The sequence below is a fragment of the Rhodoplanes tepidamans genome (assembly GCF_030813915.1).
GTDB lineage: Bacteria > Pseudomonadota > Alphaproteobacteria > Rhizobiales > Xanthobacteraceae > Rhodoplanes > Rhodoplanes tepidamans.
The window spans coordinates 202,652-214,442 of sequence record NZ_JAUSUJ010000004.1; the positions used below are offsets into that span (position 1 = coordinate 202,652).

Consider the following 11,791-nt stretch of genomic DNA (forward strand, 5'->3'; position numbering starts at 1 on the left):
GATTCCGGGTTCGCACCTTCGGTGCGCCCCGGAATGACCCCGAACTGATCAGGCGGGATTCGTATCAGCTCCTCATCCCAGCACGCGCAGGTCGCGCGGCAGCTCGGTCAGGCACTCGCAGCCGTCCGGCTTGATCAGGATGATGTCCTCGACCATCATGCCGCCCCAGCCGAGTTCGTAGAACGGCGTCTCGACGCACAGCACCATGTTCTCGAGAATCTCGACGTCGCGGTTGGCGGGGTTGAGGGTCGGGAACTCGTGCGGCCCGATGCCGAGCCCGTGGCCGCAGTGGCTGCGCCGATAGTCCGGCAGCGCGCCCTGCCGCACCCGGTTCACGGCGACCTCGAACAGCTCGCCCGCCGTGACGCCGGCCTTGGCGATGGCGAGCTGCGCCAGCTCGCCGTCGAGCAGCGCCTGGTAGCGGTCGCGTTGCAGCGCCGTCGGCGCGCCGACCACGGCGGTGCGCGCCATGTCGCACCAGTAGCCGTCGACCGTGCAGCCGAGATCGAAGCGCACCAGGTCGCCCGGGGCGAGCACGGCCCGGGTCGCGTAGGCGTCGGCCAGCGCGGCGCGGTCGCCCGCCGTCACGACGACGAAGCGCGGGATGCCGCCGCCGGCGACGATCTCGGTCGAGATGATGGTGGCGAGGTCGAGCTCGGTCATGCCGGGGCGCGCGGCGTCCAGCGCCTTGGCCAGCCCGCGCTCGGTGATCGCCGCGGCGTGCCGCATGGTGGCGATCTCGCCCGGCGTCTTGACGCTGCGCGCCCTGATCACCGCCGGCCGCACGTCGAACGTCGTCGCGCAGCCCGCCAGCGCCTCGACCTGCTGCAGGTCGGCCGGCGCCGCCGCGTCGATGCCGACCACGTCGCCCGGCCGCACATGCGCCGCGACGGCCGCGGCGAGCGCCTCGGGGAAGGTCGCCTTGGCCTCGGGCATCGACGCGAGATCGATGCCGCCCGCGACCGACGAGACGTAGAAGACGCCGTAGCGGTGGATGCAGGTCGGGTCGCGCAGCACCTCCAGGGCCGGCGCCGCGTCGCTCGTCCCGGTCACCAGCACGGTGCGCTCGGGCGTGAGGATCGCGGCGCAGCGGAAGTAGCGGTCGGCGTCGGCCAGCACGCTGCGATAGCCGGTGAGCCAGCCGACATGGATCGGGTCCGTGGAGACGATCACGGTGGCGTCGTCGCGCGCCGCCGCGAAGGCCTTGGCACGCGCCGCCTCGGCGATCGCGCGCATGTCGTCCCGGTAATGCATGGGTCCTACTCCGGTGATTCTCAGGCGGCGGCGCCGCCCGTCACGGCGAGCACGTCGGCCAGCTGCCGGCGGTCCTGCACGCCATAGGTGACGATCTCGTCGAGCCCCACGGCCCGATAGGCGGCGAGCGCCGCGGCGACCTGGTCGGGCGTGCCGCTCGCGGTGTGCCGGTGCAGCACGTCGTCGGTCACCAGCGCCTCGACGGCCGGCCAGTCCTCGCGCGCGAAGGCGGCGGCGAGCGCCTCCTGATCGAGCGCCGTCCCGGCCAGCTCCAGGTTTTTGGCGTGATGCTGGCCGCGCAGGATGTAGGCGATGGTCCGCCGCAGCCGGTCGCGCGCGGTGCGGGCGTCCGCCGCCACCGAGCAGAACACCAGGCCGGCCTTGCGCACGCTGCGGCCGGCCTTCGCCTCGCCGCGCGCCACCAGATCGAGCGACCAGCGCACGAATGCGGGCGAGGTCGCGGCGCTGATCAGCACGCCGTCGGCGCGCTCGCCGGCGAGCTCCAGCATGCGCGGGCCGGAGGCGGCGAGCCAGAGCGGCAGCGGCCGCGCCCCGGTGGCGAGCCGGCGGCCGGCGGTGCGGAAGCGCTCGCCCGCATAGGTGACGGTCTCGCCGGCGAGCAGCGCCCGGGCGATGTCGATGCTCTCGCGCAGCGCCGCCAGCGGGTGCGCGGCGGCGACGCCGATCGCCTCCAGGTCGCGCGGCGCGCCGGAGCCGAAGCACAGGCCGACCCGGCCCGGAAACGCCTCGTCGAGCGTCGCGGCCGCCATGGCGGCGTGCACCGGGTGCACCGTGTAGGGGCTCATCGCCATCAGCACGACGCCGATGCGGCGGCTGCGGGCGAGCATCAGGGCGGCCGTCGCGATCGGCTCGCGGTGGAACAGATGCGACGCAACCCACAGGTTCGCGGCGCCCGCCGCGTCGGCCTGCTCGACCATGGCGGCGAGCTCGGCCGGCGCGCCCGCGCCGTCGTAGGAGATCGAGCAGAGGAACGACGCGCTCACGCTCCCGCCCCCCGCTTCAAGGCCGCGATCAGGTCGTCGAGCGACACCGGCTCGGCCGGCGGCGGCGGCACGACGGCGGGCATCTCCTTGAGGCCGGTCGAGGTGAGCACGACGACGACCGGCTCCTCGATCGCCTCGCCGCGGCGCACCGCCTCGTGCAGCGCCGCGAGGCCCGCCACGCCGGAGAACTCCTGCCACAGGCCCTCGTGCGCCAGCCGGGTCGCCGCCTCGCGCAGCACGTCGTCGTGGAAGGTCAGCGGCCGGCCGCCGGATTCGCGCAGCGCCACGGCGGCCCGGTACGACGAGACCGTGCAGGCGATGCCGGCGGCGATCGAAGCCGGCCCGCTCACCTCGGCGGCGGCGACGTTCTGGGCCATGGCGCGGGCGAGCGGCGCCCGCACGATCGGCTCGGCCGAGAGAAGCCGCGGCACCCGGTGGGTGAGTCCCAGCCGCTTCAGCTCGCGAAATCCCTTGTGGACGCCGAACAGCATCTCGCCGTAGCCGGTCGGCAGCACCACGGTGCCGGGCAGCTCGCGGCCGAGCTGGGCGAAGATCTCGTAGGCGATCGTCTTGTAGCCTTCCGGCCCGAACGGGTTGCCGGTGTGGAAGCGGGTGAGGTTCGAGGCCGGCATGAAGCCGGTCTCCTCGATGATGCGGCGGAGCGTCGGCCAGCGCGCGCTGCCCTCGACCTGGAGGAAGGTGCTGCCGAGCGCCGCCTGCAGATGCACGAAGGCGGGCTGCGCGTCGCGCGTCGAGATCACCACGCAGGGCAGGCCGGCGCGGCGCGCGTAGGCGGCGGCCGCGGCGCCGTGATTGCCCGTCGAGGCGACCGCGATGCCGGGCGCGCCGGTCTTCACCGCGGTCGAGACGATGCAGTAGTTGAGCCGGTCCTTGTGGCTCCAGGTCGGATTGCGGCTCTCGTCCTTCAGCCACACCGGCAGGTCGAGGCCGAGCCAGCGGCCGATCGCCTCGCTCTCGATCAGCGCGGTGCCGCCCTCGCCCATCGACAGCTCCGGCACCAGCGGCGGCAGCAGGGGCGCCCAGCGGGCGAGCCCGGGCAGCGGCGGCTGGGCGAAGATGTCGCGCGGCACCTTCGCGTAGTCGTAGTCGATCTCCAGCGGATACTGCATCTCCTCGGTGCTGGTCGCCGGGCACCCGGTCAGCAGCGGCCGGGCGAGCGGGAACAGCAGGCTCGGATCGCCGAGCGAGCGCTGGCCGATGGCGGTCGACGCCGTCGCGGTCATGGGCGTGCCTCTCCGCGCCGCGGCTCAGCCGATCTTCGGCCGAACCTCCTCGGCGAACATCTGCATCTGGTCCTTCAGCTCGGCGACGCTGTTGGCGGCGAAGAACAGGCCGAGGAAGTGGGTGACGCCGGCCTCGCGGAACGCATTGGCGCGGTCGACCACGGTCTGCACGCTGCCGACCAGGTTGATGTCCTCCGACTTGGTGCCGGCCTGCCCCTTCAGGGTCGACTTCCGCAGCGACTCGAAATGCTTGAACATCTGGCTCTGCTGGTAGCGCGCGACCGCGCTCTCCTGGTCCTTGCCGAGATGCACCACGTATTGCGGGGCGATCTGCAGCTTGGAGAAGTCGCGCCCGGCCGCCTCGGTCATGCCCTTCAGCTCCTGCACCATCCGGCGCAGCGTCTCCAGCGGCAGCCCGGCCGGCACCCAGCCGTCGGCCGACTCGGCCGTGCGGCGCAGATGGTTCGGGTTGTTGCCGCCGAAATAGATCGGCAGATGCGCCTGCTTGGTCTTGGGGTACAGCTCGACGTCCTTGAACTTGTAGTACGTGCCGTCGAACGAGGCGCTGCGCTCGGAGAACAGCAGCTGCAGCGCCTTGACGCCCTCCTCCACCATGTCGCCGCGATGCACCTGGCCGTCCGGATTCAGCGCCTCGAACTCCTCGCGATAGGCGCCGACGCCGACCCCGATCTCGACGCGGCCGTTGCTGAGGTGATCGAGCGTCGCGATCTGCTTCGCCGTGACCACGATGTCGCGCCGCATCGGCAGCACCAGCACGCCGGTGCCGAAGCGCAGCGTCGTCGTGTGGGCGGCCAGGAACGCGTAGGTGACCAGCGGCTCCCAGAACCGCGGCGGCACCGGGAACTCGGCCCGCACATAGTGCTGGGTCGTCATGTGGTCGTTGCCCCAGATCGAATGATAGCCGAGCTTCTCCGAATACTGGGCGATCTCCACCAGGGTCTCGGGATCCGAGAACGGGATCGGATAGGTCAGCCCTTCCATTCCGGTGGGGAAGCCGACGCTGAAGAGCAGGCTCATCGATTCGTCCTCTGGTTTCGCACCGCGCAACGAGTCCCGCTGTCGCGGGCCGGGCGCCGTGCCGTCGATCCTCGGGGGGTGTAAGGAAAGGTCGGGTCGTGCGGCCCCTGCGTAGCCACGCCCTCGTCCGAGGGCAAGGGTTCGCCCATCGAGACGGGGCGCGGCACGATCGACCGCGCGGAGTTGGACCGCCGCTTGCAGACGCGACGGGGCGGACGCAGGCCGGCGGAACGGACCGCCGGCGCGGCAACGGAGAGACCGGAATGAGCGGAACGATCGCCACCCTCGACGAGGTCGAGGACTTCTGCTGGGGCCTGACCTTCTTCGGCACCGGCGGCGGCGGCCGCATCGAGGCCGGCCGCGACCTGCTCGCGCCGCTCGTCGCCGCCGGCGAGACGATCGCACTCACCGACCCGGCGACGCTGCCCGACGACACCCTGGTGTGCTGGGCCGTGATCGTCGGTGGCAAGGATCCGGACGAGCCACCGCCCGCCGACGAGCTGGCGCAGCACGGGCTGGTCGCCGAGGCGTTCCCCGCCATCGTGCCACGGCTCGCCGCCGCGGTGCGGGCCCTGGAGAGCCACACCGGCACGACGGTCGGCGCCCTGGTCTCGCTGGAGCTGTCGAGCGCCGCGACGGCCGCCACCATCGCCACGGCCCGCCTGCTCGGCATCGGCGTGCTGGATGGCGACGTCGTGGGTCGCGCCATTCCGGAGCTGCCGCTCACCAAGCTGGAGCTGCTCGGCCGGCGCGCCACGCCGGTCGTCATGATCGACCGCTGGGGCGACCGCCTCGTCGTCGACGCGGCGGTCGGCACGCCGATGGTGGACCGGATCGGCCGCATGATCAGCCGCGCCGCCTATGGACGCGGCATCGCGACGGTCGGCCATCTGATGCGGCTCGGCGAGGCGCGGGCCGCGCTGGTGGAGCACAGCCTGCTGCGCGCCCGCACCGTCGGGGCCGCGCTCCGCCGCGGCGCCGCGGACGGCGGCGACCTCGCCGCGCGGCTGGCGCCGCTCGTCGCGGCGACCGGCGGCCGCGTGCTGGCGGTCACCGAGGCGGTGGCGACGGACTGGCGCGACACCCCGCCCTACACGTTCCGCGAGCTGACCTACCGGCTGCGCGGCACCGGCGATCACGCCGGGGAGGCGATCGACGTGTGGGTCAAGAACGAGCATCACGTGGTGTGGCGCGACGGCGCCGTGGTCGCCACCAGCCCCGACGTGATCGCGCTGCTCGACCGCGACACCAACCGGCCGCTCACGACGCTCGGCGAGGTGACGCCCGGCCGCGGCGTGGTCGTGTTCGCCATGCCGGCGCTCGATCCGGTGTGGCGCAGCCCGGCGGGCCGCGCCCTGCTCGGCCCGCGCCACTTCGGCTTCGATTTCGACGGCGTGGATCTCGCCTGAGGCGACGGCGGCGCGGCGCTGCATCAGTGGGTGCCGAAATAGACCCGCGCCGCCTCGTTGCGGGCGATCGCCTCGTCCATGGTCCCCTCCCAGGCGAGGCTGCCGGCCGCCAGCATGGTGCAGCGGCTGCCGATCGCGCGGGCGATCTCCATGTTCTGCTCGACCAGCAGGATCGGCACGCCCGAGTCGCGGATGCGGATGATCGCCTGGATCAGGCTGCGGGTGATGCCCTGGGCGAGGCCGGCGGACGGCTCGTCGAGCAGCAGCAGCCGCGGATTGGTGACGAGGGCCCGGCCGATCGCCAGCATCTGCTGCTCGCCGCCCGACAGCGAGCCGGCGAGCTGGCCCCGCCGCTCCTCCAGCACCGGGAACAGGGCGTAGATCTCCTCGAGCGGCTTCGGCGACCGCCCCTGCGCCGCGCCCGTCGCGGCGACCAGCGTCTCCTCGACCGAGAAGGTCGGGAACAGCTCGCGCCACTGCGGCACCAGAGCGAGGCCCTTGCGCACGATGGCGCTCGCGGTGAGGCCGGAGATGTCCTCGCCGAACAGCTCCACCCGTCCGGCCCGCTTCGGCAGCAGGCCGGCGATCGCCTCGACCGCCGAGGTCTTGCCGGCGCCGTTGGGGCCGAGCAGCGCCAGCGCCTCGCCCGCCGCGATGTTGAGATCGAGGTCGCGGACGGCGGCGACCCGCCCGTAGCTCACCGTCAGTCCGGTCACGCGCAGCGGAATCATGCGGCCACGTCCTCGCCGAAATAGAGCTGCCGCACCGCCGGCATGGCGATCACGTCGGCCGGCGTTCCCTCGGCCACGATGGCGCCCGCCCCCATCACCGAGAGCGAGCGGCACAGCCGGGCGACGAACGGGATGTTGTGCTCGACCACCAGCATGGCGATCCGCCGCTCCGCGTTGATGCGCAGGAGCAGCGCGCGCAGCTCCTCGATCTCGGCCTCGGCGACGCCGGAGACCGGCTCGTCGAGCAGGATCAGCCGGGGATCGGAGACGATCGCCCGGGCGATCTCCAGCCGCCGCTGGTTGCCGAGCGAGAGGGCGCCGGCCGGCATGCCGGCGAGATCGGCGAGGCCGACGGCGTCGAGCGCCGCCAGCGCCTCGCCGCGGGCCCTGGCGGTCAGCGGTCCGCTGCGCATCTCGTCGACGCTCTGGCCGATCGCGGCGAGCACGCCGTTGCGGCCGCGGCCGATGATCACGTTGTCGAGGCAGGAGAGCTGGCCGAACACCGCGACGTGCTGGAACGTGCGGGTGATGCCGAGCCGGATGCGGTCGCGCGGCGCCAGCTCGAGCAGCGAGGTGCCGTCGAAGGCGACGCGCCCGGCGTCCGCCGCCAGGAAGCCCGACACGATGTTGAACAGCGAGGTCTTGCCGGCGCCGTTCGGCCCGATCAGCCCGTGGATGCCGCCGACCGGGACGGTCAGGTGCGCGGCGTTGACGGCGTGCAGGGCGCCGAAATGCCGGTCGACCCCCTCGACCACGAGCAGCGGCGCGGCGCCGTCGGGCGCCGGCAGCGGCGTCACGGCGGCGGCCGCCTGCGCGCCCGCGACGGCCGGCTGCGGCGCCTCGCGCGGGCCGGCAGGGTGTCCGCGCAGGGCCAGGACGCCGCGCCGGATCAGCTCGACGAAGCCGCCCGGGAAGAACATCACGACGACGATGACCAGCGAGGCGAAGAACAGCTCCTGATAATCGGCCACGGGCCGCAGGAACTCGGGCAGCACGCGCAGCCCGCCGCCGCCGAGGAGCCCGCCCCAGATCGAGTGCATGCCGCCGACGATCGGATAGGCGAGCATGAAGATCGACGCCATCACGCCGTAGCTCTCGGGATCGAGAATGCGCACCCGCGGCGCCGCCAGCGCGCCGGCGAAGGCGACGCCGACCGAGCTGATCACGAAGGCGGCCGTGAGATAGGCCGGCACGCTGATCCCGAAGGCCTCGGCCGCCACCTCGTTCCCGGCCGCGGCCTGCAGGTTCTTGCCGAAGGCGCCGCGCACCAGGACGGTGAGGACCAGCACGGCGAGCGCCGAGAGCACGCCGATCAGCAGCAGGAAGTCGCCGTCGCTCCGCACCGTCCAGCCGAACAGCGAGGGCGCCGGCACGTGGATGCCCTCGGCGCCGCCGGTCAGCGTCTTCGCCTCGCGGATCAGGATGATGCAGACGCTCTGGAACACCAGCGTCACCATCGCGAGGTTGTGGCCGCGGAACCGGGTGCCCGGCAGGGCGATCAGCCAGCCGGCGATCGCCCCGGTGAGCAGCGCGGCGGCGAGCCCGATCAGGTAGGGCACGCCGAGATGGATCGCCAGCAGGCTCGACGTGTAGGCGCCGATCGCCATCACGGATCCGGCCGCCAGCGTGATGCAGCGGGCGAGCCCGACCAGCACCACCAGCGACGCCCCGACCACGATCGAGACGATCGCGATGGCGATCACGTATTTCGGATAGTTGTCGAGCGGCAGCCCGGCCAGGGTGGCGCCGAGGACGACGAGGGCCGGCGCCAGGCCGGCGAGGAGGCGGCGCGGCTCAGACACGGCGGGCCACCGTCTCGGGGAACAGGCCCTCCGGGCGCCACATCAGCACCACGAACAGCAGCAGGAAGCTGATGCAGTTCTTGAGCGCGCTGGACACGTAGGCGGCCGCCAGGCTCTCGCTGACGCCGAGCAGGAGCCCGCCCAGGATCGCCCCCTTCAGGCTGTCGAAGCCGCCGATCACGCCGGCGACGAAGCCGGCCGAGATGATCGCGATCGACAGCTCGACCGAGACGCCGCTCACCGGCGCGACGAAGACGCCGGCGAGCCCCGCCATCGCGCCGCCCAGGAACCAGGCGAACATGTAGACGCGGTCGACCGAGTAGCCGCAGAGCTGGGCGCCCCGCACGTTCGACGCCATGGCGCGCATGCCGCGGCCGAGCCGGCCGTAGCGGAACAGCAGCACGCAGGCGACGCAGATCACCAGCGCGCCGGCGATCACCCACAGGGTCTCCTGGGTCATGAACACCCCGTGGAAGACGAACGGCATGCCGACGAACATGCCCGGCACGGCGAGCAGCTCGGTGTTGTAGGTGAGGCGGAAGGCCTCCGACAGGGCGATGCCGAGGAACACGGTGGCGATGACCACCGTGAACATGTCGGCCCGCCGGAGCGGCCGCAGGATCAGGAACTCGATCAGGGCCGCGACCACGCCGATGAGCGGCGGGGTCAGGACATAGGCCATCCAGTACGGCCACTGCCAGTGCACGACGACGAGATAGCTGGAGAACGCGCCCAGCATGGCGAAGGCGCCATGGGCGAAGTTCACGGTCTTGGTCGCCTTGTGGACGACCACCAGACCGAGCGCCGCCAGCGCGTAGATGGCGCCGAACTTGGCGCCGGCGATCAGGACGAGAGCCAGCTCCGCCATCGTGACCGCTCAGGGCCGCTCGATGACGCGATAGACCTGCCACTCGCCGTTCTTCACGACGGCGGCGCCGAGGCGGTAGTTGCCCTGGTGGTCGGTCTCGGTGAAGCTCTCCGGGAAGCTCACGTCGAGGCCGCCCATCGTCTTGGGTCCGGCGTTCTTCAGGCTGGACCACGAGGCGAGGAACTTGTCGCGGGTGAGCTGGCAGCCGGTGCCGGTGATCGCGTCGGCGATCACGTAGGTCGAGCCGTAGGCGATCATGTCGTAGTTGTTCGGCCGGCCCTGCGGCATCGAGCCGAGCTGCTTCTTCAGCCGCGCCTCGAACTCCCGCACCGTGTCGTTCTGGCCCGGGAAGGCGGGATTGTTGAAGTAGCCGCGGATGCCGTCGGCGTTGCCGATGATCGGCACGATGGCGCGGCTGACGGCGGAGCCGTCCAGCACCCAGCGGATGTTGGCCATGCCGAGCTCGCGCGCCTGCTTGATGGCGAAGCCGGCCTCCGAGAAGCTGCCGAGGATCAGCACCGAATCGACCTTCTGGCGGCCGAAGGAGACGAGCTGGGAGGTGAAGTCGCGCGCCGACTGGTCGAACTGCTCGAGCGCGTAGTCGATCTTCTTGGACTTCAGATGCGCCTCGACCGCCTTGAGCGTCGCCTGCGGGAACGCGTAGGTGCCGGCCAGCACGCCGATCTTCTGCGGCTTGTGGCCGTCGTCGTAGAACAAGCCGATCAGGCCCGGCGCCGCGACCTCGACGGGCACGATGGCGCCGTGGAAGACGTTCTTGGAGAACGGCTCGCGGATGATCGGCGTCGAGCCGTAGAGATTGTAGGTGGGCACGCCGACCTGCCGCACGTAGTCGGCGGCGGCGGCGGCGCCGGTGCTGCCGGAGGCGAGCACCAGGGCGAACACCTTGTCCTGCTCGACCAGCTTCTTGACGGCGGCGAGGCTCTCGGCCGGGGTCGACGCGTGCTCGAAGTTCAGCTTCAGCTTGCGGCCGCACACGCCGCCCTTGGCGTTGATCTCGTCGATCGCCAGCGTCATGCCGTCGCGGCCCGGCGTGCCGATGAAGGCGATCGGTCCGGTCAGCGCCCCGATCGCGCCGATGGTGATCTCGGTGTCGCTGACGCCGGCTTCCTGCGCCATGGCGGACGGCGCCACGGTCGATGCGAGCGCCGCGGCGGCCAGCGCCAGCGCGATACGATGAAGGGGGCCACGTCGCATGGATCTCTCCTGGTTGTACTCGGCATGCAAAGGCGATCAAGTGGCGAGACTGACGGGCGGCGGTCGTTCGTCGCACGGTTCGAAGAGCGAAACCCGTCCGCACGCGACGGTCGTGATCTTAGGGCATCCGCCGGAGCGATCAATCGCCGCTCCGAGGGACGCCCGAATCTCCGCCGCGGACCGCCTCATTCGCCTTTCAGATGCTCCCCGGACCCGTAGAAGTCGTGCAGTGTCGCCTGCGACCGCGCGATCGTCGGTGCGAGCGCCCGCATCGACGGACCCGCGGCCCGCACCTGCGCTAGCAATTCCCGTTCCAGGTTCTCGAGATCGACGCCGGGCACGCGGCCGTCGCGGACGACCTCGCGGCCGTCGACGATCAGGCCGCGCACGTGGCGCCGCGTTGCGCGCGTCAGAACGACGTCGGTCTCCTCGACCATGCCGTCGATCACGTCGCCGGCCATCGCCTCCCAGTCGAGCAGCACGATGTCGGCCGGCAGGCCGGGAGCGATCTCGCCGTAGTCGTCGCGTCCGGTGGCGACCGTGAATCCGGTCCGCAGTGCCGCCTCGAAGAGCAGCGCGGGGGTGAGCGGCGCCGCATTTCCGGTCAGCGCGTGCAGCCAGTGGGTGACGCGCATCTCCTTCAGCGCATCGTCGTCGTCGTCGAAGGACGAGGAGTCGACCCCGATGGCGCGGGAACGCGCGGAGAGCGGGGCGCGATCAGTGGAGACGGCACAGACCCTCGTCGGAGAGTGTCTGGTTGGAGGCACGGTTCGAAGCGGCCGGCGGCGTGATCGGCGGCGGCGGCGCCGCCGACGGGATCGGCCGGGCGCTCGCCCGCGGCGAGGGCGAGACCGCCGACCTGATGTCCGGCGGCGCCCGGGGGCTCGCCGCCACCCGCACCTCGCTCGGCATCCGCATCGGCAAGGCGACCGCGTGGCCGATGGTGAAGACGGGCCACGAGCCCCTGCCGGCCGCGACCGCATGCCGAACACCGAAGTTCACGCGGCCGATGGCCGCCCGCATCGCCCGTACGACCTGATCGGCGGCAGCTTCGCCGCCTTCTTCCCCGACGCGCGGCCCCGGCCGGCGATCTCGCCCGACACCCTGGTCCCTGGTCCGCCGCGACGACTGCGTCGCCGCCGTCCAGCCGATCCGCCGCGGCGCCGCCGAAGCCGCCTGCCGCCGCATCGTCGGGCGATGAGGCGGGGCGGCATCGGCCGGAAATG

General features: G+C 72.2%; 11 protein-coding genes. 2 read left to right on the forward strand and 9 right to left on the reverse strand.

Annotated elements, in window-relative coordinates:
• Positions 1–72: 72 nt before the first annotated feature.
• The 4 genes from J2S22_RS06985 to J2S22_RS07000 are packed head-to-tail and all read right to left on the reverse strand — an operon-like array spanning position 73 to position 4,540.
• The gene (locus J2S22_RS06985; RefSeq protein WP_272775223.1) at positions 73–1,254 is read right to left on the reverse strand and encodes a M24 family metallopeptidase; all 1,182 of its coding nucleotides are present in this window, start codon (positions 1,252–1,254) and stop codon (positions 73–75) included.
• 20 nt (positions 1,255–1,274) lie between these two features.
• Positions 1,275–2,258 (reverse strand): LLM class flavin-dependent oxidoreductase, encoded by a 984-nt coding sequence (locus J2S22_RS06990; protein WP_272775222.1) that lies wholly within the window; start codon positions 2,256–2,258, stop codon positions 1,275–1,277.
• Complete coding sequence (locus J2S22_RS06995) at positions 2,255–3,502, reverse strand: threonine synthase (protein ID WP_272775221.1); 1,248 nt, start codon at positions 3,500–3,502, stop codon at positions 2,255–2,257. Before J2S22_RS06995 ends, J2S22_RS06990 begins: the two co-directional genes overlap by 4 nt.
• Before the next feature lie 24 nt (positions 3,503–3,526).
• Positions 3,527–4,540 carry a TIGR03619 family F420-dependent LLM class oxidoreductase gene (locus J2S22_RS07000; RefSeq protein ID WP_272775220.1) on the reverse strand — a complete coding sequence of 338 codons (1,014 nt, stop codon included), beginning with the start codon at positions 4,538–4,540 and terminating at the stop codon, positions 3,527–3,529.
• A 263-nt stretch (positions 4,541–4,803) separates the two neighbouring features.
• On the opposite strand from J2S22_RS07000, the gene J2S22_RS07005 reads away from it, so the two are divergent.
• Positions 4,804–5,949: a DUF917 domain-containing protein gene (locus J2S22_RS07005; RefSeq protein ID WP_272775219.1), complete on the forward strand. Its 1,146-nt coding sequence runs from the start codon at positions 4,804–4,806 to the stop codon at positions 5,947–5,949.
• Between the two features lie 23 nt (positions 5,950–5,972).
• On the opposite strand, the gene J2S22_RS07010 is transcribed toward J2S22_RS07005, so the two are convergent.
• From J2S22_RS07010 to J2S22_RS07030, 5 genes are all read right to left on the reverse strand, one after another.
• Positions 5,973–6,680 carry an ABC transporter ATP-binding protein gene (locus tag J2S22_RS07010; RefSeq protein ID WP_272775218.1) on the reverse strand — a complete coding sequence of 236 codons (708 nt, stop codon included), beginning with the start codon at positions 6,678–6,680 and terminating at the stop codon, positions 5,973–5,975.
• Positions 6,677–8,482, reverse strand: coding sequence for a branched-chain amino acid ABC transporter ATP-binding protein/permease (locus J2S22_RS07015; protein WP_272775217.1), 1,806 nt, complete (start codon positions 8,480–8,482; stop codon positions 6,677–6,679). Before J2S22_RS07015 ends, J2S22_RS07010 begins: the two co-directional genes overlap by 4 nt.
• Positions 8,475–9,350, reverse strand: a complete 876-nt coding sequence (locus tag J2S22_RS07020; RefSeq protein WP_272775216.1) for a branched-chain amino acid ABC transporter permease — start codon at positions 9,348–9,350, stop codon at positions 8,475–8,477. Before J2S22_RS07020 ends, J2S22_RS07015 begins: the two co-directional genes overlap by 8 nt.
• 9 nt (positions 9,351–9,359) lie before the next feature.
• Positions 9,360–10,565 (reverse strand): ABC transporter substrate-binding protein, encoded by a 1,206-nt coding sequence (locus J2S22_RS07025; protein ID WP_272775215.1) that lies wholly within the window; start codon positions 10,563–10,565, stop codon positions 9,360–9,362.
• Positions 10,566–10,750: 185 nt separating this feature from the next.
• On the reverse strand, positions 10,751–11,200 hold the full coding sequence (locus tag J2S22_RS07030) for a hypothetical protein (protein ID WP_272775214.1): 450 nt from the start codon (positions 11,198–11,200) through the stop codon (positions 10,751–10,753).
• A gap of 122 nt (positions 11,201–11,322) precedes the next feature.
• Between J2S22_RS07030 and J2S22_RS07035 the strand changes: the two genes are divergently transcribed.
• Positions 11,323–11,604 carry a hypothetical protein gene (locus tag J2S22_RS07035; protein ID WP_272775213.1) on the forward strand — a complete coding sequence of 94 codons (282 nt, stop codon included), beginning with the start codon at positions 11,323–11,325 and terminating at the stop codon, positions 11,602–11,604.
• Positions 11,605–11,791 lie beyond the last annotated feature (187 nt).

Coding starts and splice junctions, on each gene's coding strand:
- J2S22_RS07005 (WP_272775219.1), top strand. CDS start 4,804: ATGAGCGGAACGATCGCCACCCTCGACGAGGTCGAGGACTTCTGCTGG.
- J2S22_RS07020 (WP_272775216.1), bottom strand. CDS start 9,350: ATGGCGGAGCTGGCTCTCGTCCTGATCGCCGGCGCCAAGTTCGGCGCC.
- J2S22_RS07010 (WP_272775218.1), bottom strand. CDS start 6,680: ATGATTCCGCTGCGCGTGACCGGACTGACGGTGAGCTACGGGCGGGTC.
- J2S22_RS06995 (WP_272775221.1), bottom strand. CDS start 3,502: ATGACCGCGACGGCGTCGACCGCCATCGGCCAGCGCTCGCTCGGCGAT.
- J2S22_RS07030 (WP_272775214.1), bottom strand. CDS start 11,200: ATGCGCGTCACCCACTGGCTGCACGCGCTGACCGGAAATGCGGCGCCG.
- J2S22_RS06985 (WP_272775223.1), bottom strand. CDS start 1,254: ATGCATTACCGGGACGACATGCGCGCGATCGCCGAGGCGGCGCGTGCC.
- J2S22_RS07000 (WP_272775220.1), bottom strand. CDS start 4,540: ATGAGCCTGCTCTTCAGCGTCGGCTTCCCCACCGGAATGGAAGGGCTG.
- J2S22_RS07025 (WP_272775215.1), bottom strand. CDS start 10,565: ATGCGACGTGGCCCCCTTCATCGTATCGCGCTGGCGCTGGCCGCCGCG.